At 44.4% G+C, this 26,597-nt stretch carries 25 protein-coding genes and 1 riboswitch; of the genes, 10 read left to right on the forward strand and 15 right to left on the reverse strand.

The window, feature by feature from the left end:
- Nucleotides 1–46: 46 nt before the first annotated feature.
- Both QUF19_RS17635 and QUF19_RS17640 read right to left on the reverse strand, forming a co-directional pair.
- Entirely contained in the window at nt 47–1,465 is a 1,419-nt protein-coding gene (locus QUF19_RS17635; protein WP_286301599.1) for an FAD-dependent oxidoreductase, read from the reverse strand.
- 167 nt (nt 1,466–1,632) lie between these two features.
- Entirely contained in the window at nt 1,633–2,643 is a 1,011-nt protein-coding gene (locus tag QUF19_RS17640) for a putative 2-aminoethylphosphonate ABC transporter substrate-binding protein (RefSeq protein WP_286301602.1), read from the reverse strand.
- Between the two features lie 323 nt (nt 2,644–2,966).
- Here QUF19_RS17640 and phnW point away from each other — a divergent pair, with 323 nt between their 5' ends.
- The 4 genes from phnW (at nt 2,967) to QUF19_RS17660 (ending at nt 7,936) form a co-directional block, all read left to right on the forward strand.
- Nucleotides 2,967–4,070 carry a 2-aminoethylphosphonate--pyruvate transaminase gene (gene phnW, locus QUF19_RS17645; protein ID WP_286301604.1) on the forward strand — a complete coding sequence of 368 codons (1,104 nt, stop codon included), beginning with the start codon at nt 2,967–2,969 and terminating at the stop codon, nt 4,068–4,070.
- Nucleotides 4,070–5,509, forward strand: a complete 1,440-nt coding sequence (locus QUF19_RS17650) for an aspartate aminotransferase family protein (protein WP_286301606.1) — start codon at nt 4,070–4,072, stop codon at nt 5,507–5,509. The genes phnW and QUF19_RS17650 overlap by 1 nt, the downstream gene beginning before the upstream one ends.
- A 97-nt stretch (nt 5,510–5,606) precedes the next feature.
- Nucleotides 5,607–6,425 carry a phosphonoacetaldehyde hydrolase gene (gene phnX / locus QUF19_RS17655; protein ID WP_286301607.1) on the forward strand — a complete coding sequence of 273 codons (819 nt, stop codon included), beginning with the start codon at nt 5,607–5,609 and terminating at the stop codon, nt 6,423–6,425.
- A gap of 440 nt (nt 6,426–6,865) precedes the next feature.
- Nucleotides 6,866–7,936, forward strand: coding sequence for an OmpA family protein (locus tag QUF19_RS17660; protein ID WP_286301610.1), 1,071 nt, complete (start codon nt 6,866–6,868; stop codon nt 7,934–7,936).
- A gap of 144 nt (nt 7,937–8,080) precedes the next feature.
- On the opposite strand, the gene QUF19_RS17665 is transcribed toward QUF19_RS17660, so the two are convergent.
- Nucleotides 8,081–8,479 (reverse strand): OsmC family protein, encoded by a 399-nt coding sequence (locus QUF19_RS17665; RefSeq protein WP_102434180.1) that lies wholly within the window; start codon nt 8,477–8,479, stop codon nt 8,081–8,083.
- A 199-nt stretch (nt 8,480–8,678) separates the two neighbouring features.
- Between QUF19_RS17665 and msrB the strand changes: the two genes are divergently transcribed.
- On the forward strand, nt 8,679–9,821 hold the full coding sequence (gene msrB / locus QUF19_RS17670) for a peptide-methionine (R)-S-oxide reductase MsrB (RefSeq protein ID WP_286301614.1): 1,143 nt from the start codon (nt 8,679–8,681) through the stop codon (nt 9,819–9,821).
- Nucleotides 9,822–9,955: 134 nt separating this feature from the next.
- Here msrB and QUF19_RS17675 read toward each other — a convergent pair whose 3' ends face one another.
- Nucleotides 9,956–11,323, reverse strand: coding sequence for a TrkH family potassium uptake protein (locus QUF19_RS17675; RefSeq protein ID WP_286301615.1), 1,368 nt, complete (start codon nt 11,321–11,323; stop codon nt 9,956–9,958).
- 12 nt (nt 11,324–11,335) lie between these two features.
- Nucleotides 11,336–11,992, reverse strand: a complete 657-nt coding sequence (locus tag QUF19_RS17680) for a potassium channel family protein (protein ID WP_102434182.1) — start codon at nt 11,990–11,992, stop codon at nt 11,336–11,338.
- A 186-nt stretch (nt 11,993–12,178) separates the two neighbouring features.
- On the opposite strand from QUF19_RS17680, the gene QUF19_RS17685 reads away from it, so the two are divergent.
- The 3 genes from QUF19_RS17685 to QUF19_RS17695 all read left to right on the forward strand — a co-directional run bounded on the left by QUF19_RS17685 (nt 12,179) and on the right by QUF19_RS17695 (nt 16,434).
- The gene (locus QUF19_RS17685) at nt 12,179–13,294 is read left to right on the forward strand and encodes a mechanosensitive ion channel family protein (protein WP_286301618.1); all 1,116 of its coding nucleotides are present in this window, start codon (nt 12,179–12,181) and stop codon (nt 13,292–13,294) included.
- Between the two features lie 143 nt (nt 13,295–13,437).
- Nucleotides 13,438–14,973: a mannose-1-phosphate guanylyltransferase/mannose-6-phosphate isomerase gene (locus tag QUF19_RS17690; protein WP_286301619.1), complete on the forward strand. Its 1,536-nt coding sequence runs from the start codon at nt 13,438–13,440 to the stop codon at nt 14,971–14,973.
- 15 nt (nt 14,974–14,988) lie between these two features.
- Nucleotides 14,989–16,434, forward strand: a complete 1,446-nt coding sequence (locus tag QUF19_RS17695; protein ID WP_286301620.1) for a phosphohexomutase domain-containing protein — start codon at nt 14,989–14,991, stop codon at nt 16,432–16,434.
- A 71-nt stretch (nt 16,435–16,505) separates the two neighbouring features.
- Here QUF19_RS17695 and QUF19_RS17700 read toward each other — a convergent pair whose 3' ends face one another.
- The 5 genes from QUF19_RS17700 to QUF19_RS17720 all read right to left on the reverse strand — a co-directional run bounded on the left by QUF19_RS17700 (nt 16,506) and on the right by QUF19_RS17720 (nt 19,806).
- The gene (locus tag QUF19_RS17700) at nt 16,506–16,913 is read right to left on the reverse strand and encodes a hypothetical protein (RefSeq protein ID WP_128163751.1); all 408 of its coding nucleotides are present in this window, start codon (nt 16,911–16,913) and stop codon (nt 16,506–16,508) included.
- 176 nt (nt 16,914–17,089) lie between these two features.
- Nucleotides 17,090–18,142, reverse strand: a complete 1,053-nt coding sequence (gene aroG / locus QUF19_RS17705; RefSeq protein WP_017106233.1) for a 3-deoxy-7-phosphoheptulonate synthase AroG — start codon at nt 18,140–18,142, stop codon at nt 17,090–17,092.
- A gap of 311 nt (nt 18,143–18,453) precedes the next feature.
- Nucleotides 18,454–18,669, reverse strand: coding sequence for a DUF3820 family protein (locus tag QUF19_RS17710; protein ID WP_286301626.1), 216 nt, complete (start codon nt 18,667–18,669; stop codon nt 18,454–18,456).
- 12 nt (nt 18,670–18,681) lie between these two features.
- A complete protein-coding gene (locus QUF19_RS17715; protein WP_065112755.1) occupies nt 18,682–19,353 on the reverse strand; it encodes a DUF3313 domain-containing protein in 672 nt (223 codons plus the stop codon).
- 99 nt (nt 19,354–19,452) lie between these two features.
- Nucleotides 19,453–19,806 carry a transcriptional regulator gene (locus QUF19_RS17720; protein ID WP_102434188.1) on the reverse strand — a complete coding sequence of 118 codons (354 nt, stop codon included), beginning with the start codon at nt 19,804–19,806 and terminating at the stop codon, nt 19,453–19,455.
- Between the two features lie 322 nt (nt 19,807–20,128).
- Nucleotides 20,129–20,218: riboswitch (cyclic di-GMP riboswitch) on the forward strand.
- Nucleotides 20,219–20,290: 72 nt separating this feature from the next.
- Between QUF19_RS17720 and gbpA the strand changes: the two genes are divergently transcribed.
- Nucleotides 20,291–21,757, forward strand: coding sequence for an N-acetylglucosamine-binding protein GbpA (gbpA, locus tag QUF19_RS17725; RefSeq protein WP_286301631.1), 1,467 nt, complete (start codon nt 20,291–20,293; stop codon nt 21,755–21,757).
- Between the two features lie 110 nt (nt 21,758–21,867).
- On the opposite strand, the gene cyoE is transcribed toward gbpA, so the two are convergent.
- The 4 genes from cyoE to QUF19_RS17745 all read right to left on the reverse strand — a co-directional run bounded on the left by cyoE (nt 21,868) and on the right by QUF19_RS17745 (nt 25,438).
- On the reverse strand, nt 21,868–22,878 hold the full coding sequence (cyoE, locus tag QUF19_RS17730; protein ID WP_286301632.1) for a heme o synthase: 1,011 nt from the start codon (nt 22,876–22,878) through the stop codon (nt 21,868–21,870).
- Nucleotides 22,868–23,923 carry a COX15/CtaA family protein gene (locus QUF19_RS17735; protein ID WP_286301633.1) on the reverse strand — a complete coding sequence of 352 codons (1,056 nt, stop codon included), beginning with the start codon at nt 23,921–23,923 and terminating at the stop codon, nt 22,868–22,870. Before QUF19_RS17735 ends, cyoE begins: the two co-directional genes overlap by 11 nt.
- Nucleotides 23,924–24,012: 89 nt before the next feature.
- The gene (locus tag QUF19_RS17740; protein ID WP_286301634.1) at nt 24,013–24,612 is read right to left on the reverse strand and encodes a redox-active disulfide-containing membrane protein; all 600 of its coding nucleotides are present in this window, start codon (nt 24,610–24,612) and stop codon (nt 24,013–24,015) included.
- 1 nt (nt 24,613) lies between these two features.
- Entirely contained in the window at nt 24,614–25,438 is an 825-nt protein-coding gene (locus tag QUF19_RS17745) for an SURF1 family protein (protein ID WP_286301635.1), read from the reverse strand.
- 1 nt (nt 25,439) lies between these two features.
- On the opposite strand from QUF19_RS17745, the gene QUF19_RS17750 reads away from it, so the two are divergent.
- Nucleotides 25,440–25,670, forward strand: coding sequence for a DUF2909 family protein (locus tag QUF19_RS17750; protein WP_286301637.1), 231 nt, complete (start codon nt 25,440–25,442; stop codon nt 25,668–25,670).
- A 39-nt stretch (nt 25,671–25,709) separates the two neighbouring features.
- On the opposite strand, the gene QUF19_RS17755 is transcribed toward QUF19_RS17750, so the two are convergent.
- A complete protein-coding gene (locus QUF19_RS17755; RefSeq protein ID WP_102434195.1) occupies nt 25,710–26,594 on the reverse strand; it encodes a cytochrome c oxidase subunit 3 in 885 nt (294 codons plus the stop codon).
- Nucleotides 26,595–26,597: the final 3 nt, after the last annotated feature.

Below are 26,597 nucleotides of genomic sequence, written 5' to 3' on the forward strand. Positions count from 1 at the left end.
AAAACGACTTAGACTTAACTGGCAATGATCAATCTAAACCACGTATTTACTCCACCTTGTCGGCTTTACCTGCCGCACCCGCCAACTTTGCCAATTGCTTATCCAGCCACAAAGGCGTGTTTCCAGAATCTTCCGCGTTCTCTTTTCTTCGTACCGCATCCCGAACCATCATGGCTCCTACCCAACGGAATGGCTCTGGTGGAAAATGCCCAAGGGGTCCTTTGGTTAACCCACAACACGTCCAAGCATTGTCGGTTCCGAGTACCATGGATGACAGAATCTTTCCGCCCATACGAGTTTGAGCAACGCCATTACCTGAGTAACCGAGCCCATAATAGATGTTGTTTTGGCCTTTTAGATTACCGAAAAATGGCAATCCTGTGACGGAACGATCTGAACCACCCGACCAGTTGTAATCGAATTCACTTTGCTCAAGTTTAGGGAACAATTTTTGGAAGGATTGATTGAGAATCGGAAGATAATTGGAGGTTTGATTGAACATACTTTCGACTTGATTCGCAAATGAGAATTTATTGCCGCCTTTGCCCAACATGAGCCGTCCATCTTGGGTGTCTCGGTAGTAATGAACAAAGATTCGAGAATCGACCACCGCGGCTCCTTTCTCAGGGCCAAACTGCTTGAGCTTTTCAGGGATAGGCTTAGTGACAACCATATCTGATGAAACAACCACAATGCTGCGTTTGAACTCTTTGAAGTGATCGAGCATCCACGCATTGAGCGCCAAAATAACTTTATCGGCAAAGACAGATCCGCCCTTAGTTTGGATGCGAGCCGGAGAGCCGTAATCGAGCGAAGTCATCTCTGTGTTTTCATGAATTTCGACACCTAGATCAATAGCAACTCGGCGTAAGCCTCGAGCCAATAAAGCGGGTTGCACACTGCCCGCGGCTTCTGAGTAATAACCTTCAATATGACGATCTGACCCCGCTTTATCAGGCAATGACTGATCGCACTTCTTCCAACTATTGATACCTTGCTTGATCAACTCATTAACGACTGGCTCCATTCCACCCTTTTGCGCTTCATTGGTCGCCGTGTAATAAGTACCGCTGCGATACAGGTGCGCATCAATATTGTGTTCGTTACAGAAAGCTTCGATCTCGTAAATGACCTTTTCAGACTCCTTAACCAGCCATTTCGCCTGCTCTCTTCCATAGAGTTTTTTCAGCGTTGGATACTTTGTCGACCACGTCAGCATACAGCCACCGTTAGCGCCAGAAGCACCGCTGCCACACAAACCTTTTTCGACCACCACAACGTGCTTTTGAGGCTGTTGCTGTTTGATTAAAATCGCCGTCCATAAACCAGTGTAACCACCGCCAACAATAGCGATATCACAGTTAACGTCTTTTTGAAGCGGTTTAGCGGATTCTAGCCCCGCGTTGATGTTGCCAAACTCCTGTTCCAATGCTTGCTTGAACCAATATGCGTAGTGCTTTTTCATTTGTTGTACCTTACTTAAAACCTAAAGGCGTAAAACTAAAAAAGGAAGACCGAAGCCTTCCTTTACTGATTTCTAACTTCTAATGAGCTGCATATCTATTGGACTACGTGTCTAATAAGCTCAGTAGATAATTAACTAGAAGCTCATGAACTAAAAAGCTCAACAGATTAAGATTTTGGCTCTGATTTAGCGTCAAACTTCTCAGACCATGTTTTCAGAACATCTGCACGTTCACTGCCCATACGAGCGAAGTCCATTTTTGCCATGTTCTTCTCTACGTTCGGGAAATTCTCGGCTTTACCTGTAACATCTTGGTGGCCAACAACTGGGTACATTTCGATGTAAAGTTCATTCGCTGCTTTAGAGATAGACCAATCGATAACTCGTTGCGCTGCATCCGAAGGCTTAACAAGACCTACCGCTTCAGATTCCCAACCGATACCTTCAGGCGTAATCACAGAAAGTGGCGCACCTTGAGTTTTTAGCTTCGCACCGCGGCTCGCCATAGAAATACCGATAGCCACTTCACCCATACCGGCTTGAACACATGGCTTCGAACCTGAGTGCGTGTAATGAGCAATGTTTTGGTCTAGCTTCTGCATGTAGTTCCAACCTTGGTCTTCGCCCATGTTCTGTAACCAAGCTGAAACCTGCATGTAGCCCGTACCAGAAGACGCTGGGTTTGGCATCGCAATGTGGCCTTTATAGATAGGCTTCGTTAGGTCATCCCAAGATTTAGGTGCAGGTAAGTTAAGTTGTTTGGCTACCACTTCGTTGAAACAAACTGCATTGAAGAATGCGTCATTGCCATACCAAGCTTGAGTAGATTGTGGGTCATTAAGGTGTGCACGCAACGCTTCTACACCTTGAGGTGTGTAAGGCTTGAGAATGCCCTCTTCTTTAAGCAAAGCCATAGAAGAACCCGCAAGACCCCATACTACTTCTGCACGAGGGTTGTTTTTCTCAGCCAATAATTTCGCCGTCATGATCCCGGTAGAATCACGCACCCATTTGATGTTGATGTCTGGGTTTTCACTTTCAAATGCGTTTTTGTACTTCGCTAAAATGTCAGTTTCAAAAGCGGTGTAAACCGTCACTTCCTGTGCTGCATAAGCATTACCAGCTAATAGAGTAACTAATGCTGCAAGTGATCCTTTCATAAAACGGTTTTTCATCATTTTCTCCAGTCAGGCTCAATGCCAAGGTTAGAAGTTAGAAGCCTTAAAAAGCACCTATATCCATAAATTCATTTAGGTTGTTAGCACACACTCTCAACTTGGTATGTACCAGATAACGAGTATTAACCTAATCGACTTTTGTGACGGTTAAATGAACAAAAAATGGCAGTTTCAAGATCGAAAGCTTTCTCAAGATAAGTGACAGATTTGAATATGAAGCTTTTGTGAAAATGATGTTTAGGCTATTTACGACCGTTTAAATTGGTTGTTAAAGTAGCCCTGAATATTGGTATAGTCCAAAATGACAATCACGAGAATTGAACATGAGAAACGAATACTTACTACTGACACCGGGTCCTCTATCTACTTCTGAAACCGTTCGCCAAGCGATGCTAAAAGACTGGTGTACTTGGGATGATGAATACAACAAAGACGTTGTTGAAGTGATTCGTAGCAAGCTAGTGACTTTAGCCACCAAGCAACCGGGCTACACAAGCGTATTAATGCAAGGTAGCGGTACGGCTTCAGTTGAAGCAACGATTGGTAGTGTTATCTCTAACAGCGGTAAGCTTCTGGTTGTTGATAACGGCGCGTATGGTGCTCGTATTGCTCAAATCACAGAATATTTAAACATTCCATGCCATGTCGTTTCTCCAGGTGAAACATCACAGCCTGACTTGAACGAAATGGAAACGGCATTGGCCATGGATTCAGACATTACTCACGTGGCGATTGTGCACTGTGAGACCACCACTGGCATGCTGAATCCAATTGAAGAGATTGCCAAATTGGCAAAACAACACAACAAAACCGTCATTCTTGACGCGATGTCGAGCTTTGGCGGTATTCCTATGGATATTGCTGACTTAGGTATCGATTACATGATCAGCTCAGCAAACAAGTGCATTCAAGGTGTACCTGGATTCGGCTTTGTTATTGCTAAACAATCGGATCTCGAGAAGTGTAAAGGCCAAGCTCGATCATTAAGCCTTGATTTGTTTGACCAATGGCACTGCATGGAAAGCAACCATGGTAAATGGCGCTTCACCTCTCCGACTCACACGGTACGTGCTTTCTACCAAGCCCTACTTGAACTAGAACAAGAAGGCGGCATTGAAGCTCGTCACAATCGCTACCAAACCAATCAAACCACATTGGTTACTGGCATGCGCTCTCTTGGTTTTGAACCACTGCTTAATGATGACCTTCATTCACCTATCATCACCTCTTTCTACTCTCCAACTCATAGTGATTACCAATTCAAGGAATTCTATGATCGTTTGAAAGAACAAGGTTTTGTGATTTATCCGGGCAAGGTTTCAAACGCAAACTGCTTCCGTATCGGCAACATCGGTGAGGTTTACCCGTCAGACATTGAAGCCCTCATTGGTGCGGTGAAAAACGCTATGTACTGGGACATCAAATAATGACGACGACCAATCAAGAGCCAGTTCTGAAAGCGACGCACTTTCGAAGCGAAGGCGATGTGAACACCACGCCAGCGCGTGAGAAATGGAATGAGTCGCTAAACGATGATGCGACACAAGTGATGTTAAAGCGTGACTCTGACGTGTTTCTTCATCAAGCGATGTCAACGCCTTGTCTAGACACACTTGAAGCCGCTGAAGGCATCTATATTCAAGATGCGACGGGCAAGAAATACATGGACTTTCACGGCAACAATGTCCATCAGTTAGGTTATGGCCACCCACACATCATCAATAAAGTGACTCAGCAAATGGCGTCATTGCCGTTTTCACCGCGTCGCTTTACCAATGAAACTGCCGTTCAATGCGCAGAAAAGCTTACGCAGATCTGTGGTGGCGATTTAAACCGTGTTTTGTTTGCGCCAGGTGGTACATCGGTTATCGGTATGGCACTCAAACTGGCTCGACATGTCACCAACAACTTCAAAGTCGTTTCATTGTGGGATTCCTTCCATGGTGCGTCGCTGGATGCAATTTCAGTGGGTGGTGAAGCCTGTTTCCGCGAAGGTATGGGGCCGTTAATGGCTGGCGTAGAACGTATCCCACCAGCAGTCTCTTATCGTGGTGCTTTCCCCCTTAATGGCTCTATATCGCTTCACGGGCAAAGCGCAGGCGATAACAATGAGACTGCATGTGATGTGCACTATGCCGATTACCTTGAGTACGTCATTGAAAAAGAAGGTGGCATTGGAGCCTTCATTGCTGAAGCAGTTCGCAACACCGACGTTCAAGTGCCAAGTAAGGCTTATTGGAAGCGCATTCGTGAGATCTGTGACAAACACAACGTCATGTTGATCATCGACGACATCCCAAATGGCATGGGGCGTAGCGGCGAGTGGTTCACTCACCAATCGTTTGATATCGAACCTGACATCCTATGTATCGGTAAAGGTTTTGGCGGCGGCTTGGTTCCAATTGCAGCCATGGTCACCAAAGATAAATACAACACGGCAGCGCAAGTATCACTGGGTCACTACACCCATGAGAAAAGCCCTATTGGCTGCGCGGCAGCACTGGCCACCATGGAAGTGATTGAACAAGAAAATCTACTTGAAAAAGTGCAAGCAGACAGCGTATTCGTGCGTGAACAACTGCTTCTAATGAAAGAGAAATACCCAGTCATTGGTGACGTGCGCGGCATCGGGCTGCTATGGGGGGTTGAGTTGGTCACCGACCATATCACCAAAACCCGAGCGTTCGATGAAGCAGAAGCCGTACTTTACCAATGCCTGAACGATGGCCTGAACTTTAAGGTGTCACAAGGTAACGTGATTCAGTTGAGCCCACCATTGATCATCAGCCGCAGCGAACTAGAAGTCGCTCTGTCTGTCTTCGAAAAAGCGATAGCAAAAGTCTGCAAAGATTTTGAATATCTTTAATTCATTCTCTAAATCAACATTTTAACCAATAACCTAAAACAATCATTCGTCCTTCCAATAACTTGAACTGGGAAGTGACACACAATAGGACACGATTATGAACACAACATCACCTATCCAAGCGGTTATCTTTGACTGGGCTGGCACTATCGTTGATTTCGGCTCGTTTGCTCCAACCAGTATTTTTGTTGAAGCATTCAAGCAAGGTTTCGACTTTGATATTGTTCTAGCAGAAGCACGTGAACCTATGGGTATCGGCAAATGGGATCACATCCAAGCGGTGGGTCGAATTCCAGCTGTTGACGCTCGTTGGAATGCTCAATTCGGGCGCTCAATGACCAGTGAAGACGTTGATGCGATCTACGCGGCATTCATGCCTCTTCAGAAAGCAAAAGTAGCAGACCACGCAGCACCAATTTTAAACGCCATTGAAGTGGTAAATAACCTAAAAGAGAAGAATGTAAAAATCGGCTCTTGTTCTGGTTACCCACGTGAAGTGATGGACGTACTGATTCCAGCTGCAGCAGATTACGGTTATCTTCCTGACAACGTAGTAGCGACTGATGACTTACCGCAAGGCGGTCGCCCCGCTCCATTCATGGCGCTTAAAAACGCCATTGACTTAGGTGTGACGAACGTCGCTGCGTGTGTGAAAGTGGATGACGCTGCTCCAGGTATCGATGAAGGCCACAACGCAGGCATGTGGACAGTAGGCCTTGTACTATCGGGCAACGAAGCAGGCTTAACCTACCAAGAATATGTGGATGCCGACGAAGCGACACTTGCAGCTGCACGAGAAAAAGCAAGCATTAAGCTAAACAAATCAAACCCGCACTACCTGATCGATACTATTGCCGACTTACCTAGCGTGATCGCCGATATCGAGAAACGTTTACTATCGGGTGAGCGTCCATAAACAAAGTCGAGCTACTCGCATGATGTAAAGTGCGCGAAAAACATCTCTGATCGTTCTAATTCAAATCCCTATCCAATCATGTACTCATTCGAGTTAAACATATTGGGTGGGGATTTTTGCTTTATAAGCATGATAAAGAGCAAGTTTTTGACCTATTCCCCTTTGAGCCACTGGTAAATGGACGAGGCTAGGCTATAGCTTAAATATAAGCATTCCAACAAATGATAAAATCAACAATAAAGGCATCTTAAATATATAATTTTTAACAATTTCATTGACTCCAATACGCAATCAGATTAACAATATAAGTACTGAGAAAGAAATAGGTTCACCTGAACCAACACCTTGATTTACTTATTATAAGCAGTGTCGTAACTCAATAAGTGATCGTTTTACTGGTAAGTTCAGATAAAAATAAGAGTTAATCCAAGGAAAAGATTATGAAAAAATTGTCAAAAATCATGTGTGCTGTTGTAGCCGCTTCAGGCTTAGCAGCAGCTCCTTCTATTGCTGCAACGACTTACGTGGGTGCAAAAGTGGGCGTGGGCTGGCTAGACAGCGCATGCGTAAGCGGTGAAAAGTGTGATGATGATGCAATTGGTGCTGGCATCTACTCTGGTTACAATTTTAATGACAAGTTTGGTATTGAGCTAAGCTCAGACTTCCTTGGCGACTACAAGACAAGCTTTTCAAAGAACGGCACAACAGCTGCGTTCAGCGATCCACTGATCGCAATCTCTCTAACTCCAATGTACCGTCTACCAGTACAACAAGAGTTTGACGTATTCTTCAAAGCGGGGCCTGCATACATTTCACACGGTGGCGAAGATGACGTTGTTCTTTCTGCTGGTATCGGTGTAGAGAAGCAACTGTCTTCTGATTGGGCATTACGTGTTGAATACCAATACTTTGATGATTTCGACGACAACTTCGTTCAAGACCTAAACTCGAACCTACTTTCTGTTGGTGTTAGCTACAACTTCGGTACAGGTAACACAACTGCATCAGCGGCTGCAGCAGCAGCTTCTGCAGTAGCAGTGACTCAAGCGCCATCTGAGTCAATCACAGAGCCAGCAGTTGTTGTTGAAGAGAAAACAACAGTCGTTGTGACTAAAGCGCAAACAGAGAGCTACTCTCAAGAAATGTTCGCGACTAACAGCACTGAACTGTCTACAGACGGTAAGATTGCACTACAACCATTGGTTGAAGTACTTAAAGCTCACCCTCAATCAAACGTTGTTGTTGTTGGTCACACTGACTCAACAGGTGCAGCTGAATACAACATGATGATCTCTAAGAAACGTGCTGCTGCAGTCGCTGCACACATCGAAGAGCAAGGCATTGCTGCTGACCGCATCACTGCAACAGGTGAAGGCGAAGAAAACCCAGTTGCATCGAATGATACAGCTGAAGGCCGTGCTCAAAACCGTCGTGTTGACGCAACGATCCCTGGTTTTGAATACCAGCAAGAAGTGAAAGTTGAAGAAGTTATCGTAGAAGCTGCCGAATAATAGCACTCTACCTTAGCTAAAATAATAAGGGCGGAGCACTTGAAAGTGCTCCGCCCTTTTCTTCATCTGGCTCTGCCTATAAACCGTAAGCATTAAGCCTTAAGCCGCAAAAATCAGCCTCATACCTGCTGTACAATCAGCAGACTAGATGATTTCCCAGCTGTGGGTCATCTCTACGCCCGCGCCCAGCATTAGGCATACTGAACAGTATTTCTCTAACGAATCCGCACAGACCTTAGCAACCAACTCAGGATCAAGGTTGTCACCAGATACTTCAAAATGAATATTAATCACAGTGAAGATTTTTGGCGCCGTTTCACGACGTGTGGTTTCAAGTTTTGCATTACAGCCTGTGATGTTCTGGCCTGCCGATTTCAAACCATCTACGACATCAACAGAGCTACAACCACCAGCGGCCATCAGCACCATCTCCATAGGGCTTGGCGCTGTAGCACCACCGCTTCCGTCCATAACGATAGAATGGCCTGATTGAGATTGACCTAGGAATTTAAAGCCTTCGACCCATTTAACTTCTGCTTGCATGTTGTTCCTTAGATGTACGAAAACCGTCATCATTATTTGGTATTTTAATCAATGCCTACACCCTACTACTGGCAGCATTTATGAGCAAGATTTCTGTTTGAGATATTTATTTCATGAATTGTGCAATTTTTTCCATCTAAAACCTGTCTCTATTCGTACATTCAAAATCGAATGAAAAGAACGTCAAGATGAGGTATCTATGAATAAATTATCTAAAATATTGGTATCACTCGTGGTTGCGCTACCACTGATTTCGCTGTTTGTGAGCCAGACTGGCACTGCCAATACAATGGATAAAACGGCGAATTCAGGCAAAAGTGAAATCGCGACACTGGCCGGTGGTTGTTTTTGGTGTACAGAATCCGATCTGGAGAAGTTGACTGGCGTCACCGATGTTATCTCTGGGTATTCTGGTGGTGAATTAGAAAATCCAACCTACAAACAAGTTTCATCAGGTAAGTCTGGTCACATCGAAGTGATCAACGTGACTTATAACCCTGATGTGGTGAGTTACGAACAGGTGCTTGACCAATTCTTCAGACACATGGACCCAACTGATGACAAAGGTTCATTCGTTGACAGAGGCCCACAATATCGACCTGCGGTTTTCTATCATAACCAAGAGCAAAAAGACGTCGCTCAGAGCTTCATGATGGAAATCGATAAGGCTCAGATCTTTGGTGAACCACTAAAAACTGAACTGATTAAGTTTGAAAAGTTCTGGCCAGCAGAGGATTACCATCAAGATTATTACAAGAAGAGCAAGGTTCGTTACAACTACTACCGCTACGCTTCTGGTCGTGATCAGTACCTAGATAAAGTCTTCGGTGATGATAGAAAAGAAAACCCGAAAACGATCCGTCAGATCATCGATGGTAAGAATGCGACAGCCAATGCTAAGACATACAGCAAGCCGTCTGATGCAGAGATCAAAGCGTCTCTAACTTCACTGCAATACGATGTGACACAAGACGACGCAACAGAGCGCCCGTTTGACAACAAATACTGGGATAACAAGCAAGAAGGTATTTACGTCGACATCGTAACAGGTGAGCCTTTGTTCTCTTCAAAAGACAAATACAAATCAGGTACAGGTTGGCCGAGCTTTACACAGCCAATTAGCGAGGCTTATGTCGTAACGACTACTGACTACAAGCTGCTTTACCCAAGAACAGAGGTTCGCAGTAAATTTGGTGACTCTCATCTAGGACATGTCTTTAAAGATGGTCCAAAGCCAACAGGTTTACGCTACTGCATGAACTCAGCCGCTATGCGCTTTATCCCAGCAGATAAATTGGCTGAAGAAGGCTACGAAGAATATATTGAAATGTTCGAAGGCTAAGAGCTAGCAGCTAACAGCTAACAGCTAACAGCTAACAGCTAAGAAATTAGAGCTACACCTATAACAACAAAGCCAGCATATCGCTGGCTTTGTTATTACTGACAAAATGTGATTCATTAACCTGTTAACGTTATTTAACCCGTTAGCACAGTATCTTCGGGATATTTCAACAAGGAAGGTTCTGGACGAGCCAACATGTACGCCAAAGTCAAAGGACCAATACGCCCGATTACCATCACGACAATCATGATGTATTTACCCGGTTCCGTTAGGTTTGCTGTTAGTCCTGCCGTTAGTCCGACGGTTGCAAAGGCAGAAATCACCTCAAACATCACTCGGTCAAATGCGGCTTTTTCAGTAAGCATTAACAAAAACATTGCGGTGGTTAATAATGCTCCACTAACCACAATAATCGCCAATGACTTTGTTACCGCTTGCCAAGTAACGGTGCGCTTAAACATCACGACATGCTTTTTCTGACGCAGGAAGGTCCAAGTCGCGACAAATGCAACCGCAAAGGTCGAGACCTTAATACCACCACCAGTCGAAGTTGAACCAGCACCAATCAACATCAGTACAATCATCACCAACAATGCAGGTTGCGTATACTGAGACAAATCGACACTGTTGAAACCGGCAGTACGAGCACTCGCCGATTGGAAAAATGCCGCTAACCACTGGCCTTGGATAGAAAGTCCTTCCATCGTTGCAGAGTTATTTCTCTCCAATAACCAAAACATAACCGTACCCACCAACAACAAAGTTGGTGTCGCGGTCAGCATGATCTTGGTGTGTAAGTGCAGGTGTTGGAAGCCTTTACGCCAGTTACTCGATAAATCGCCGACTACCGTGAAACCTAATCCACCAAAGATGAACAAGCCCGCTAAGGTAAAGATCACCAATGGATCATCAACAAAACTCATCATACTGTCTGAGAATAGCGCAAAGCCTGCGTTATTGAATGCAGATATAGCGTGGAAGAGTGCATAAAAGCTTCCCGTTGCCCATCCCATTTCTGGAACCCAACGGAAACAGAGCAACACAAAACCGACAAACTCCGCCACCAATGCAAAGATGATGATCTTCTTCACTAACTTACGCAGGTTAATCTTACGATCTTGCCCAAGCGCTTCTTTCGCCAATGCTTGTTGTTTAAGACTTAATCGGACACCAAACATATAGAGCAGTACCGCAGACAGGGTCATTTGACCTAACCCACCGACTTGCATCAAAAACATCAGCAAGATTTTGCCCGCCAAAGTGAAGTGATCACCCGTGTCGACAACGCCCAAGCCTGTCACACTGATTGCAGATGTGGCAGTAAACAACGCATCTGTAAAGCTAAGACCTGTCACAGAGAAGACTGGCAGCGTCAGCAAGATTGCAGAAGGGATAAGAACACCTAGGAAACTCGTAAGGATAATCTTCGGCTCAGAGCCTTTGCGTGGCTTTTTATCTGTATTGAGCGTGTAGAAAGTACCTTTTCGTTTCAACGAATTCATACGGTTACCTTATTACCAGTTACGTAACTTTCTAGACAAGGTATCTTTCGGACCAGCGATGATCACCACATCACCGATCTCTAAACTGACATCAAGTTCAGGGGCTTTGGTTAGGTTCGGGCCGCGCTTGAAGCCAAGTACTTCAACCCCTACCTCTTTGCACAACTTTAGGTCGCGAAGTTGCTTACCTAATAACTTTGAGCCAATAACAATTTCTGTCATCGCTAAGCCACTACCTAGGTCGATAAATTCAAGAACGCGTCGGTCCAACATCTTACGCGCAACTCGGATCCCCATATCTCGCTCTGGCATTATGATATGGTCAGCGCCAATCTTAGCTAAGATCTTGCCGTGAAACTTATCGTTCGCCTTCACCCAAACAGCCTTAGCGCCAGACTCTTTCACTACCAACGTCGTTAGAATGCTTGAGTTAACATCAGAGCCAATCGACACCATTACCATGTCGTAATCGTCAAGCCTTAACTCTTTTACCGTTTCTTCGCTCGTGCAGTTCGCAACAATCGCTTGTGAAACAAAAGCCGCCGCTTCTTTCACTCGCTCTTCATCAATATCGACGGCTAATACTTGCGCCCCTGAGCTTTGCAGCTCTTTGCAGACAGATAGACCAAAACGCCCCAAGCCGATAACTGCATATTGTTTGTCGCTCATTTGAAATCCTGTTTAGAAATTTTAATTACACGGGATAGCCAAAGCTACATTAGTTTCTATCTCAAAAAAAGTTAGTTTTTCGATAATAAGGTTATACTAGTGTCATAATCGCTTGATTTATAAAGGTAGAGAACAACTCCAATTTCTGCTAATTTCCAATTCATAATTTCTGCGGCAGCACACACAATGAATGAATTCATCACCCAAGTACAAACCTACATCAACCAGAGCCATAGTGATTGGGGCAACAGCGTCCTGTTCATCACTATTGCAAGCTTTTTCGCTTGGGTTGCTTGGCGAATTATCCATAATCGCCTAGAAATCTTAGTCAAAAGAACCCCATTTCATTGGGATGACCTTTTATTAGAAGCCTTAAAAACGCCAGTTAGTACACTACTTTGGTGTTGGCCTGGTACTGTGTCGCTCGGGTTGATTCTTCAAGACCAATTTGGCAATGAAATCAACTGGCTAAGAACACTTAAGCATATTCTGATTATATGTACCTTTGTTTGGTTCACTCTGAGAATGATCACGAACTCAGAGGCCTATGTTTTAAAGCAGAAGACCAGAGACGAAACCACCGTTCAGGCTATCGCGAAAGTCGCTCGCTTGTTCTTCATGGTGATGGGTGGCCTCACAATCATGCAGGCATTCGGCCTCAGCCTTTCAGGTTTGCTGACATTCGGTGGCGTGGGTGGCTTAATCGTCGGTTTGGCGGCTAAAGACTTACTGTCGAACTTCTTTGGTGGGATGATGATTTACTTCGACCGTCCTTTTAAAGTCGGAGATTGGATTCGCTCACCAGATCGTCAAATTGAAGGAACTGTTGAACGTATTGGCTGGCGCATGACCATCATTCGTACCTTTGATAAGCGCCCTTTGTACGTGCCAAATTCCGTGTTCAGTAACATTGTGGTAGAAAACCCATCAAGAATGCTGAACCGCAGAATCAATGAAACTTTTGGGCTTCGCTATCAAGATGCAAACAAACTGGCTCTGATTGTGAATGACGTAAAAGCCATGCTCGAAACGCACCCTGACATTGATGCTAAGCAGACGTTGATCGTTAACTTTGATAAGTTTGGCCCATCAACGCTCAACTTCTTTATCTACACCTTCACAAAAACGGTCAATTGGGTGAGATACCACGAAGTTAAACAGGACGTTCTATTACAAGTGTTAGCGATTATTCATAAGCACAATGCTGATATCGCCTTCCCAACACAAACACTTAAGATCGATCCTCAAGGTTTTAACGAAGCTCAAGCTATCGTCACTTCCAATCCAGAAGCTCATCAATAACTGCGCCGATATTGCTTATCGTTGAATCAATTTCTTGTTCATAAGTAAATTGGTTTGCGGTAAGTAAACTGGTTATCGATAAGCAAACAAGGTGAAGCGTGGTAACATAGTGCCAGTATTTTAATGCACCCAATTACCACTCTATGATTTTACCTGTCATTCTAGCTGGCGGCTCTGGTAGCCGCCTCTGGCCACTGTCTCGAGAGCTCTACCCTAAGCAGTTCCTCAACATTGCTGGCGAACAGTCAATGCTTCAGCAGACCCTTCAACGCCTGCAAGGCCTTGAAGGTCACCTAAATAGTAGTGAATGTGCTGATCCTTTAATCATCTGCAATGAAGAGCATCGCTTTATTGCTGCGGAACAAGCTCGATCGGCTAACATCCAACACAGTGGTATTTTGCTAGAGCCTGTCGGTCGAAACACGGCTCCAGCCATTGCATTAGCGGCATTACAAGCTTTAGGTAAATCAACCCATAATGAGCAAAATTCATCAGACCCGATCTTATTAGTACTGGCTGCTGATCATCACATCGCTAACACCTCTGAATTCCAACAAGTGATCAGTCGCGGTGTTGATTACGCGAAGCAAGGCAAACTGGTGACATTCGGCATCACACCCAACGCTCCAGAAACGGGTTATGGCTATATCAAACAAGGGGAACCTCTTTCCCCTCTCGTGCAAACTGATACCAATGCTAAAGAGCAGTCTGCGCATCATGCTTACGCTATTGAATGCTTCGTTGAGAAACCCGATCAAGCGACAGCAGCAGAGTACATTCGCTCAGAGCTGTACTTATGGAACAGTGGCATGTTCATGTTTAAAGCATCTCGCTACCTTGAAGAACTTGCTGAACATCACCCAGATATCTTAGCCGCTTGCAAACTCGCTCTTTCAAAGCAAAATACCGACCTCGACTTCATCCGTATCGACGCTGACGCGTTTAAAAACAGCCCAAGCGATTCTATCGATTATGCCGTGATGGAAAAGACCTCACACGCCGCAGTGATCCCGATGGATGTTGGTTGGAATGATATTGGCTCGTGGTCAGCTATCTGGGATGTCAGTGATAAAGATGAGCATAACAACGTCATTGAAGGTGATGTGTTAACCGTCGATTCTCAACACAACTACATTCATGCAGAAAATAAGCTGGTCGCGACGGTAGGCGTCGAAAACCTCATTATTGTCGAAACCAAAGATGCAATATTGGTTGCGAGTAAAGATAAAGTGCAGGGCGTGAAATCGATTGTTAGCCAACTGAATCAAGCAGGTCGAACTGAACACATTTACCACCGAGAAGTCTTTAGGCCTTGGGGTAAATACGATGTGATCGATCTAGGCAAGCGCGACAAAGTGAAGCGCATTACAGTCAACGCTGGTCATAGGCTTTCGCTGCAAATGCATCACCATAGGGCTGAACATTGGGTGGTAGTGGCAGGTACTGCGAAGGTAACCAACGACGATAAAACATATCTAATCGAAGAAGACCAATCGACTTACATTCCGCTAGGTCATATTCACAGCCTAGAGAACCCCGGAGAAGTACCTCTCGAGATGATCGAAGTACAAACCGGTAGCCATTTAAGTGAAGACGATATCATTCGATATCAAGACAGCTATGGGCGAGACGTTCGAAACCAAGAAACTGATTCATCTCAAAACAACAAATCGAAATAAAGCGGCGACAATCAAGTGAAACCAACATTAGACCTTAGCTGCTTTAAGAACAACGATATTCGCGGCCTCATTGGTGAGCAAATCAATGGGTATTTTGCCTACCTGCTCGGCAAAGCATTTGGCGAATACGTCCTATCCGCGACACCTGAAACTTCATTCGATGGCTTGGCTCAAGTGGTGATTGGCCGTGATAACCGAGAAACGTCCCTTTCATTACAAGAAGCCATGACCAAAGGCTTAATCGAGTCTGGGATCGCCGTCATAGACCTAGGTACGACTGGCACTGAAGAGATCTACTTTGCAACTCGCCACCTAGAAGCGGTTGGTGGAGTCCAAATTACGGCAAGCCATAATCCAATCAATTACAACGGAATGAAATTAGTTGGTTTGGACGCTAGTCCGATAAGTAAAAACAGTGGTTTAGATAAAGTCAAACAACGTATTGCAGATCTAGATCAAGAGTTGAACAACGACTTACCTATCAGTCATGTACAACCAAATAACTCTAGTAGATCGACCAGCATTATCGCCCCTTATGTAGATCACCTACTCTCGTATTTTAACCCGTCAAAGTTATCACCAATGAAGATTGTAGTTAATTCTGGCAACGGTGTTGCAGGGCATGTTATCGATGCTTTAGAGAGTCGTTTCAGCGAATTCAGTGTTCCTATCACCTTCATCAAGGTTCACCATGCTCCAGACGGAAAATTTCCCAATGGCATTCCCAACCCATTGATTAAAGAAAACCAAACAGCGACTCGAAATGCAATCTTAGAGCATTCCGCTGATCTAGGCATTGCCTGGGATGGTGATTTTGACCGCTGTTTTTTCTTTGACGAAAAAGGCAATTACATTGAGGGTTATTATATTGTCGGATTGCTTGCTGAAGCGTTCTTACTAAAAGAACCGAATGCAACCGTATTACACGATATGCGTATGACATGGAACACGATTGAAGTCGCCAACAAACTTGGTGGGAAGGCTATTGCTGTCAAAGCTGGACATGCTCTCATCAAAGAGAAGATGAGAGAATTAAATGCGGTGTACGGTGGTGAAATGAGTGCGCACCATTATTTCCGTGATTTTGGGTATTGCGATTCAGGAATGATTCCTTGGCTCTTAGTGATTGAACTGATCAGCGAGACTCAACAATCTCTTCATCAATTGACCAGCTCGAGTATGGATAGATTCCCTTCTTCAGGAGAGATCAATCGTAAGGTTTCAGAACCAGAACAAGTCATGGCTTATGTGTTGTCACACTATCAAGTTGATGCCGTTGAGATCGATCACACAGACGGGCTCAGCATGAATATGGGCACGTGGCGCTTTAACTTAAGAAAGTCCAATACAGAGCCGCTGATACGCCTCAACGTAGAAACCAAGCAAGATAGAACTTTGCTGTCACAAAAAGTGGAAGAGCTACTTAACCTAATCTGTACTAATTCAGGCCTAATCAAATAAACTTGTGTTGTCATTTACTAGGTAAACAAAAGCCGCAAATAATTGCGGCTTTCTCATGTCAGTAAACTGTACTATTTGAGCTGTCGAGCGGTATAGCTTTCACTGGTGACTCCAGAGCCTTTACGCTTTTTCATTGTGACTTTGACTGAACGCTTAGCATCAGCAACATCATAGCGAATAGCTTGCCCTAAGAACTTGTCGTTGCGCTTGAGTTCTCTGGCTTCTAACTTAATCGTTTTGTTACCGCGGTTCACATCACAACGGTAATCCCAATCGTTATTGCCATCTTTCAAACTAAGTAGAATACGCTGATTGCTTTTTCCTGACGTCGCTTTAATACCACGAGGTTGCTTGTCAATCGCTAGAGCAAGACCAGCTTTACATAGTTGCTCAGCGTTAAAGCCAGTTGCGGCTTGTACATTTGATATAGAAAACGTGTTTACTGCAATTAATACGACACTCGCCAATACTGCTTTCATTGATACGACTCTTCAGTTTATGGAACACCACACCATTTAACCATTCACTATACGATAAGTAAATAAACTTATAGTATGACAACCCTTAAATTTGCAAGTCCACAAAGAAGCCCTTACTAGCAACGGCTAATAAGGGCTTGGAATTTTCAGTCGCTTAGTCGCTGACTGTAATTAGTCTATTTGTTGCGGCGAGCTTCAACAGCGTCTGCCAACTGGCGAAGTACTGTTTCAGTATCTTCCCAACCAATACATGCATCAGTAACAGATTGGCCGTAAGTTGCAGCTTTACCATCAACAAGATCTTGGCGACCTTCAACAAGGTGAGATTCAATCATCACACCAAAGATAGCTTTGTCGCCGCCAGAGATTTGAGCACTAACGTCATCAGATACATTCATTTGACGCTTAAACTGCTTAGAGCTGTTTGCGTGGCTGAAATCAATCATTACCTTTTGTGGAAGGCCTGACGCCGCTAGTTCTTCTTTGATTTTACCTACATGCTCAGCGCTGTAGTTTGGCTCTTTACCGCCACGTAAAATGATATGACAGTCAGGGTTACCCACTGTTTCAATAATTGCTGAGTGTCCGTACTTAGTTACAGATAAGAAGTGGTGCGAAGCACTTGCCGAACGAATCGCGTCTGTTGCGATCTTGATGTTGCCATCAGTACCGTTCTTAAAGCCAACTGGGCAAGATAAGCCAGAAGCCAATTCACGGTGAACTTGAGATTCTGTCGTACGTGCGCCGATTGCACCCCAGCTGATTAGGTCTGCTACGTATTGAGGTGTGATCATATCTAGGAATTCACTTGCCGTAGGCATTCCCATATCAGTTAGGTCAAGCAGAAGCTTACGTCCAAGACGAAGACCGTCATTTAGCTTGAACGTATCGTTCATGTACGGGTCGTTGATTAGGCCTTTCCAACCAACAGTTGTACGTGGTTTTTCAAAGTAAACACGCATTACGATTTCAAGGTTATCGCCTAGTTCGTCGCGTAGTACTTTCAAACGTTTACCATACTCAAGCGCAGCTTCTGTGTCATGAATAGAACATGGGCCAACAATAACAAGCAAGCGGTCGTCGCTTTCTTCTAGAATATTGTGGATCGCTTTGCGGCTTTCAAAGGTTGTAGAAGAAGCAACTTCTGTCGCTGGAAACTTTTCTAAAACAGCAACAGGTGGTAATAACTCTTTTACTTTGTTAATTCTTACATCATCAGTCTGGAACATTGCTTACTTCTTCCTTTTTTCTATCCTTGAGCTGAATGTACGTTGTCTCACGTAACTTTCTATCAGCACTAATCTTCTTGTTCCCTGTAACTTAACTAGTAAAAACTCTAGTTTCAATCACTAATTGAAAATAAACGCAATTTTTTTTGTGTTTTATATTTAAAACACCCTGTATACCATTGTTTACACGCTATCGATTGCGTAATTTATGACAGGTTAAGAACGGTTATACTTCAAGCTTCACCATACATGTAAATTTGCAGAACTTGAAAATAAAAAAGCTCACGTGATTAACATGAGCTTTTAACTAATTACATTCTTTTCAATGGCTTGACAACGCTATCAAGCCCTTCAATTTTTAATGCTAAACACAGCTTGAGTAAGTCACCTAACTCGCCAGAGGGAAAGCCTTTCTTATCAAACCACAGTAAGTATTCCTCCGGCAGATCGATCAATATACGACCAGCGTATTTACCAAATGGCATATGCATTCTAGCAAGTTTAATTAGGTTCTCTTTCTCTAGCATTACAGGCTCTTTCTAGGCTTTTTCTATTCTTTGTAGAGTATCACCTAAACGCTCAACCCAATAGTTGATTGCATCTTTGGCATCATCCAGTGAATCAATCATTGTCGAGAAATCTTTATTGCCGGCTTCACGGTCGATGGCTGCAAACAATGGCGTGCCCTCTTGAGCATCACTTACCAAGAGCTCAACACTGGCGCTTCCCACATTGGTATGCTCACCGGTCGTGACCTTAGATATGGTAGACATCGCAAGGCCAAACGGCAGTACACTACTGGTCACGGCTAAGATGGGGTTGGGTGTTTCAACGTTGCTCAACGCGATACTTAGGCGCAGCGTATTCCCGGTAGGCTCATCGACAATCGTTTTATGGGGCGATATTTTCTCTTCCAAACGCGCAACCATGTGATCAGTGAGTTCCTGAATGTCTTCCTGCTCTAACGACCCCTCTTCTGCCAGTACAAAGATTTGGTCGATCACCACTGAATCATACTCATCGAGTTTGGCTTTCAGGCGTTGTGAATCACGTAACCCTATCCTTGCCCATACTAGATCGACGCCTCCATCAGGACCGGCGCTAAAATCTTCATAGCTGGTGAATTTGGTTGCGGTTTTAATTGGGCCGCCTGCACAACCAAACAAAAAGATGCTGGTTGCAACAAGCAAGAGAAGTTTTAAAGGTGTCATAGCGCACTTCGGTTAAATTTAGGACTCTAAATAAGTATGCCATACCCTATGTGAAAAGGTTGTAGAAAAAAGGGTTAAAACTCAGAGCTATCTCTAAAATTAGTCATGTTGCACAGTGTGGGCATACTCGACAATCACTTGATTACCTTCAATGTAAGCATTTTGAATCTCACCATCCACACTCATTCGGCTTTTCAAATACACCACTTTAGGACCATTCTCTCGACCTTCTTTCAACGACGGGAAGACATTCCTTGGTTCTAAATGAAGTAAACGACAAAAGTGACTAATGAAAGACATCGTTAATGGCGTCTCGCCTCTCAACACTCTAGAGAAATCAAGCTGGTTCATTCCAAGCTTTTTTGAAAACTCCATCTGCGTAATTCGCATTCGCGATTTTTGTGACATCCAAGTTTGATACAGCGCGTCTCTATCTTGTTCTGTGAATTCCATACTGCTTCCTTTATATAACTTATACCAATCAATTGTCCGGCTTTTCATACATGGCGTGTCAGGGTTTGGTTAGTGGAAACCAAAGGTTTGGTTTTGATATGCGCGCAATTGTCGTACAGAACAAAACACAACAGCTAAAATCATTCACAAAAACGATTAGAGCAAATACTTTCTTCATTTATATCAATAATTTATACGTTGACGAACTAAACATATAGCAAGTTAATTTGTATTAAGAATTAAAAGTTCGAGATTAGCATTCCACATTTCAATCGATTGATTCGCATTTATAAAACTGGTTGGCTACATTCCGCTTGCTTAAACGCACTTCTGGCAAACTATTTGAAAGAATAGGACGCAAAGCCACCGGTCTGTCGACAAATATTCTGTCTATGATAGCGGGGCCGCCACTTAATAGGATTTAAGTGTCAATGCATGCCCGAGTGTTCTCTTTTTTGTCGGCCAAATACAGTAAGGACAAATAATGAAACAACTCCCTAAAAAATCACTCATAGCTCTATCACTACTTAGCGTAAGCGGTGCAAGCTTCGGTCACGGTTATGTTTCGGCATACGATAATGGCGTAGCAGAAAGCCGTGTCGCGCTATGTAAATTCCCCGCGAGTGATACACAAGAGAAAAACACCAACTGTGGCGGTATCCAATACGAGCCACAAAGTGTGGAAGGCCCTGAAGGCTTCCCTGAAGTCGGCCCTGCCGATGGAAAGATCGCCAGTGCGCAATCGTCTTTAGCGGCAGCGCTTGACGAGCAGACGGCAGATCGCTGGGTTAAACGTCCTATCAAATCGGGCTCTCAATATTTTGAGTGGACGTTCACAGCGAACCACAAGACTAACGACTGGAAGTACTACATTACTCAACCAGACTGGAATCCAAACCAACCTTTGGCACGCAGTTCTTTTGATTTAACGCCATTCTGTGTTGTTGAAGGCAACATGGAACAACCACCTATGCAAGTAAGCCACTTGTGTAATGTACCGGAACGCGAAGGTTATCACGTGATCCTTGCGGTATGGGATGTGGGTGACACTGCTGCAGCTTTCTACAACGTTATCGACGTGAAATTTGATGGCGACGGCCCTATCATCCCGGATTGGGATCAAGGCGGTCAAATCAACCCAACTCAAGACCTCAACATTGGTGATGCGGTTTACACTCGTGTCTTCGATCAATCTGGTGAGAACGCTTCATACAGTACTGAGCTTGTCATTGAGAGCAACGAGCAAGGCAAAGCAAATAACTGGTCTTACGCGCTTGCGGCTAAGATCAACAAAGAACAAACGCAAATCAAAGCAGGTCAGCTGAACAACCAAGGCGATTTCGCACCCATTTACGGCGCGAACCCTGTGTACCTAAAAGCAGGTTCAGGCTTTAATAGCGTAGAGATCGGTTACAAGATTGATACTCCAGAACCGGATCATGAGCTAGCAGTGACAGGCCTAGAGTCTGAATACATTATTGATGAAAGCCAGCCTACGCAGCTTGATCTGACATTGGCGGCCACTGGCGATATTCAAGCAGAACTGACGGTGTACAACCATCACCGCGAAGCACTTGCCTCTCAGAAATCTGAATTAGCAGACGGACAAGTGGAAGATGTTCAACTAACGTTGTCTAAATCAGAAGCTGGCCACCACATGCTTGTGGTTGTGACGAAAGATGACCAAGGTAACTTAGTGGATCAGAACACGCTTGATTTCCATCTAATGGACGAGCAAACACCTCCACCTGCTGGCGATTACGACTTCGTATTCCCTGAAAGCATTGAGTCTTACACTGCAGGAACTAAAGTGCTGAGCAGCGATGGTAGCGTTTATCAGTGTAAAGAGTTCCCATACTCTGGTTACTGTGTTCAATGGGCACCAACAGCAACTCAGTACGAACCAGGTGTAGGTTCACACTGGCAAGATGCTTGGAACAAAGTGGACTAATTACTAGCCAGTTACTTACTTTCTAGTAGGTAGGTTCTAGTAATCAGCAAAACAAAAACGGATGCCTAGAGCATCCGTTTTCTTATTCTGTAACAGCAGAGCATCAGTTATCAAAGTAGGTAGTGGTCCGCCAACAAAGCGACAAACAAAATCATAAGATGATAAATGGAGAACTTGAATGTCTTCATCGCCATATTAGGCTCGTCACGATACTTAAGTACCCAAGCGTGATAAACAAAACCACCGTTTAACACCAAAGAAGCGCTCAAATATATCCAGCTACTCATACCGACCAACACAGGCAATATACATACGATGCTTAGCAGCAAGGTATAGAGCAGAATCGATGTTTTGGTGTAGGCAATACCATGAGTCACAGGCAACATCGGAATGTTCACCTTAGCGTATTCATCACGACGATGAATCGCCAATGCCCAGAAGTGCGGAGGCGTCCAGATAAAGATGATCATCACCAACAACCAAGCGTTTGAATGCAGTTCATTAGTGACCGCAGTCCAGCCCAATAACGGAGGCATTGCCCCAGCGATTCCTGCAATTACGATGTTTTGCGGCGTAGCCCGCTTCAGGTACATGGTATAAATCACCGCATACCCTAATAAGCTCGCAAAGGTTAACCAAGCTGTCAGTTGGTTAACCCACACCACTAACGTGACAAAGCCAAGCAAGCCAATACCAGCAGCAAAGCTAAACACACGCACGCTGCTGAGTTCTCCTGACGGCAATGGACGTCGGTTTGTTCGAGTCATCTGCCCATCGATCTTTTTATCGATCAAATGGTTAAACGCAGCCGCTGAGCCCGCCATTAATCCTATTCCGATCATTCCAAACAGAGTTTGCTGTAAAGGTAATCCGTTAGGCACCGCCAAACACATCCCAACTAGTGCGGTCAGCAACATCAAAGCCACGACCTTAGGTTTAGTCAACGTTAAATAGACCTTCCAAGTGGCTTTGTTTTTCGAGACCAGCTCATTTTTTAGAGCAGTTTCACCGTTGGTTGCTATCTCTTGACTGGCAGCTATCTCTTGGCTAGCAACTACCTCCTGGCCTGAAGCTGCACCTTGAAGCACCACTCTATGTTGTGTTGATGTTCTAGTGACCATGATTACCTCCTTGTAATACATCGTTCTTCATCAAGTACTCACTCGATTGACGTTGCCAAACCACAAAGTTTGTAACAACCATGGTGACAAGTAACAAAGCGGCCACCAAATTATGCAAAACGGCTACCGAGATCGGTAGGTGAAACCATACATTGCTGATCCCTAAACTGACCTGAGCAAACAACACTATCGCCAAAGTGAGAGCCAGCTTTTTTTGCGGTCCTTTTTCAAGCTTCCAAAGCTGATAAACAATCATCAACACCGTAAGTGTTGCGACGATCGCTCCGAACCGGTGCATGACATGTATGGTTAATCTCGCAGGATATTCCAACACACCAAACTCATAGTTATCATGGCCGTGTTGAGCAAAATCGAAGGCGTTCTTGAAATCTAAATAGCTTGTCCAATTCCCTTCGCAGATCGGTAATTGGGTACACACCAAAGCGGCATAATTAGACGACGTCCATCCACCAAGTAATATCTGGCCAACCACAACGATTAACCCAAACAATGCCCAAGCTTTGAGAGATGAATGAGAAATAGACTCACTAAAGTGATGTTGGACATTAGACAGGCGACAATAGAGTAAACAGAGTAGTGACAGTAGCGTGAACCCGCCCATAAGGTGTGCCATTACCACAACAGGCATCAGCTTTAGAGTAACCGTCCACATACCTAACAGGGCCTGAAAAATCACAGTGGCAGAAATAACCAGAGGAAGTCCAACAGAGGTGATGTTCTTTTTGATACACCAAGCGACAACAACGAAGATAAGTAACCCGAGCGAGCCAGCAAAGTAGCGATGTATCATCTCTATCCATGCTTTGTCTGCTTCAAGAGCTCGTTCTGGGAATTGGAGATTAGCTTCACTGATTGCTGTGGCATTGGATGGTACGGCAAGATTGCCATAACATCCTGGCCAATCAGGGCAGCCAAGACCAGCATCCGACAAACGAGTATAAGCGCCAAGCACAATAACGGTGAGTGTCAGTAAAATAGTCAGCCTCATGATTACCATGAGTACTTTGGGCGCTCCATTTTGCATCGCTTATCTCCCTTCTCGAATCACTGACAACGAATCATCACATCTTCGCTAATCCCAATATTTGTCTATTTAGTCAGCATTACCACTGATTAACCCACACGTGATAATTTGAGTAACTTCCTTAGGTCGTGGATCATCCCTTTGGATTGGCTAACTAGCTGAGACGGTTCAGAAACGCTCTTATACTCCATAACAAGCTGACCCAGTGGGTCAATAATCACAATCGATGCAGGAGCAAATTCGCCTCTCAATTGATCTCCACCAGCGAGAAACTCTAAATCAGGCTTGTTAATGGTTCCCTTCAGAGAAACTCCCTCAGCCACAAAAACCACCGCAGTGACTCGCTCTTTGTTCTTACCCAAAGCCAAGTAACTTTGATTGAGATAATGTAGTTGTTGTTCGCATAAGCTTTCGCAATCTGTCGGGGCGATATATCCGACCAACCAACCTTCTTCAGCCACAGGCAACGTGATACCAAAATCTTGCAAGGTCACCCTTGGTTCAACGAGTTCTCCGGAATTGGTAACACCTGCTGTGTACCAATGCTGATCCAGCACGGTTTTAGCAATAATGGCGGGCAAAGCAAAAATCAGAATCAGCCCTATCAACATCAGACGACCTTTCGAGCGACGCTTTTGCAATAACCGCGTTTCTTCTTCTGTTTTGCTTAAAGCTTGAGGTTTATTCATGTTAGTCCCTTACCTTGGGTGTCCCTTTCATATACCGATAACCAATTAACACCATCAAAAACAAAAGTACCGCTGCCATTACAAACCATTGAAATGAGTAACCGAAGTGCTTCTCAGGTTTCATTGCCGTCGGTCGCCATAACAACTCATAAGGCCACGATTCTAAGCTTTGCGGTTGGAAGACAAAGGGCAAAACGTCTTGTCCTGTGTACTCTGATAACGCTGTTATGTTGATGTTTTGAATTCTTTTAGGCATTGTGTTTTCTAAACCCAACTCATGACTTAGAGGATTCACTGAACGAGTGTACAAACGCCCTGACATATTGGTTGGTAGTGTTATGTTTCCTAGTTGTGGAAGCTCTCTTCTGTCATTACTTGCCGCAACGAACCCCAGATCGATCAATAACTGCTTTTCGGCCACTAAAGACTCGTTTTCATCTTTAAAGCGAACCTCACCCAACATGTAAATCACATACCCCACCGCTCCTTGGTTAACCTGATTGTCTAACAAGACCACTAAACCACTTGGTGTTTCCAATTCCACATCAACCTTCAAACCATTTAAAGACAGCTGTTCAGATGCACCTTGCGCTTGTATACGCGAGTCCTTCCATTCAGAGATAACCGTGTCCAATGACCTAGATGATTGCTGCGCTCTTTCTGATAGCTGTTGTTCATAACGCAATTTCTCGTTACCACGATCTAACTGCCACAAACCCAACTTGATTAAAATGCCGACTGAAACCACAGTTAAAACAACCGCTATCCAAAAACCTTTACTGCGGAATTTTTTTTCATCATGAATCAAGCGGTTTGGAGTTAGCACTATGATGTCATCAACCTTTGTCTTGTTATTTAATGTGGTTCTCGTTGTTCTGTTGCTGGTTATTGTTTTCAATCTAATGAAAGCACTTATCCAAATCGCGTCAGGTAAGCACAATGGAAAGCGACTGAGTCACTTCTTGGGTCGCCGAGTCATGCTATCAGCCATTGTCGTGCTGTTACTTCTGCTTGCTTTGGCTTCTGGGGTCATCACTCCTAACCCTCGTCCTTATTGATTCGACTTATACTCAGTGAATACCTAGTTCATGTTCTCACTAAAGCACGTACACAAACACGAACAACCCTAACCAAACCACATCAACAAAATGCCAATACCAACTCCCTGCCTGAAACGCAAAATGGTCTTTAGGAGAAAAGTGGTCTTTAGCAACCCTCGCCAACAGCACAATCAAAAAGATGGTACCCAAACACACATGCAGACCGTGGAACCCCGTCAGTAAGAAGAAGGTATTGCCATAAATCCCAGACTGGAGTGTTAACCCCATCTCTTGATAAGCATGAACATACTCTTCAACTTGGAAGAACAGGAAGAACCCAGCCAGCACAATGGTGATTTCTAGCCATACGATCAATGCCATGCGTTTATTTTGTTCGAGACTTAAATGCGCTAAGTGAAGGGTCACTGAAGAGATCAACAGGATAATGGTGTTTTTAAGCGGGATACCTTGCCACGACATCGCCTCTGTTGTGCCGCCATCAGGTGCTGTTGTTAAAGGCCAAATAGATTGGAACATCGGCCACAACACCTCATGAGTCATCTCGTTGTTTCCTGCTCCACCAATCCATGGCACAGAAATCATCCGAGCGTAGAAAAGCGCACCAAAGAAAGCGCCGAAGAACATGATTTCAGAGAAAATAAACCAGCTCATCCCCTGTCTAAAGGATCGAGATATTTGCTCAGAATAGAGCCCACTTAATGATTCTGTGATGACGTTGCTAAACCAACCTGCGAGCATATACAGCAGCACAGCAAAACCAACGAACAGCACTACTTTCCCAAACACACCACCAGCAGAGTCGGTCTCCATGTGTTGCACCGTTAAGCCCGCGCCAACCGCGACGAGAAACAGAGCAATAGCCCCGACCAGAGGCCAGTGACTTTGATGTGGAACGAAATAAACTTCCTTTTTAGAACTCATCGC

It is taken from the genome of Vibrio sp. FE10 (assembly GCF_030297155.1).
Classification (GTDB): Bacteria; Pseudomonadota; Gammaproteobacteria; order Enterobacterales; family Vibrionaceae; genus Vibrio; species Vibrio apostichopi.

Bases quoted from the DNA above. Each gene is read 5' to 3' on its own strand.
- QUF19_RS17635 (WP_286301599.1), bottom strand. From the start codon at position 1,465: ATGAAAAAGCACTACGCATATTGGTTCAAGCAAGCATTGGAACAGGAG.
- QUF19_RS17640 (WP_286301602.1), bottom strand. From the start codon at position 2,643: ATGATGAAAAACCGTTTTATGAAAGGATCACTTGCAGCATTAGTTACT.
- phnW (WP_286301604.1), top strand. From the start codon at position 2,967: ATGAGAAACGAATACTTACTACTGACACCGGGTCCTCTATCTACTTCT.
- QUF19_RS17650 (WP_286301606.1), top strand. From the start codon at position 4,070: ATGACGACGACCAATCAAGAGCCAGTTCTGAAAGCGACGCACTTTCGA.
- phnX (WP_286301607.1), top strand. From the start codon at position 5,607: ATGAACACAACATCACCTATCCAAGCGGTTATCTTTGACTGGGCTGGC.
- QUF19_RS17660 (WP_286301610.1), top strand. From the start codon at position 6,866: ATGAAAAAATTGTCAAAAATCATGTGTGCTGTTGTAGCCGCTTCAGGC.
- QUF19_RS17665 (WP_102434180.1), bottom strand. From the start codon at position 8,479: ATGCAAGCAGAAGTTAAATGGGTCGAAGGCTTTAAATTCCTAGGTCAA.
- msrB (WP_286301614.1), top strand. From the start codon at position 8,679: ATGAATAAATTATCTAAAATATTGGTATCACTCGTGGTTGCGCTACCA.
- QUF19_RS17675 (WP_286301615.1), bottom strand. From the start codon at position 11,323: ATGAATTCGTTGAAACGAAAAGGTACTTTCTACACGCTCAATACAGAT.
- QUF19_RS17680 (WP_102434182.1), bottom strand. From the start codon at position 11,992: ATGAGCGACAAACAATATGCAGTTATCGGCTTGGGGCGTTTTGGTCTA.
- QUF19_RS17685 (WP_286301618.1), top strand. From the start codon at position 12,179: ATGAATGAATTCATCACCCAAGTACAAACCTACATCAACCAGAGCCAT.
- QUF19_RS17690 (WP_286301619.1), top strand. From the start codon at position 13,438: ATGATTTTACCTGTCATTCTAGCTGGCGGCTCTGGTAGCCGCCTCTGG.
- QUF19_RS17700 (WP_128163751.1), bottom strand. From the start codon at position 16,913: ATGAAAGCAGTATTGGCGAGTGTCGTATTAATTGCAGTAAACACGTTT.
- aroG (WP_017106233.1), bottom strand. From the start codon at position 18,142: ATGTTCCAGACTGATGATGTAAGAATTAACAAAGTAAAAGAGTTATTA.
- QUF19_RS17710 (WP_286301626.1), bottom strand. From the start codon at position 18,669: ATGCTAGAGAAAGAGAACCTAATTAAACTTGCTAGAATGCATATGCCA.
- QUF19_RS17715 (WP_065112755.1), bottom strand. From the start codon at position 19,353: ATGACACCTTTAAAACTTCTCTTGCTTGTTGCAACCAGCATCTTTTTG.
- QUF19_RS17720 (WP_102434188.1), bottom strand. From the start codon at position 19,806: ATGGAATTCACAGAACAAGATAGAGACGCGCTGTATCAAACTTGGATG.
- gbpA (WP_286301631.1), top strand. From the start codon at position 20,291: ATGAAACAACTCCCTAAAAAATCACTCATAGCTCTATCACTACTTAGC.
- cyoE (WP_286301632.1), bottom strand. From the start codon at position 22,878: ATGGTCACTAGAACATCAACACAACATAGAGTGGTGCTTCAAGGTGCA.
- QUF19_RS17735 (WP_286301633.1), bottom strand. From the start codon at position 23,923: ATGCAAAATGGAGCGCCCAAAGTACTCATGGTAATCATGAGGCTGACT.
- QUF19_RS17740 (WP_286301634.1), bottom strand. From the start codon at position 24,612: ATGAATAAACCTCAAGCTTTAAGCAAAACAGAAGAAGAAACGCGGTTA.
- QUF19_RS17750 (WP_286301637.1), top strand. From the start codon at position 25,440: ATGATGTCATCAACCTTTGTCTTGTTATTTAATGTGGTTCTCGTTGTT.
- QUF19_RS17755 (WP_102434195.1), bottom strand. From the start codon at position 26,594: ATGAGTTCTAAAAAGGAAGTTTATTTCGTTCCACATCAAAGTCACTGG.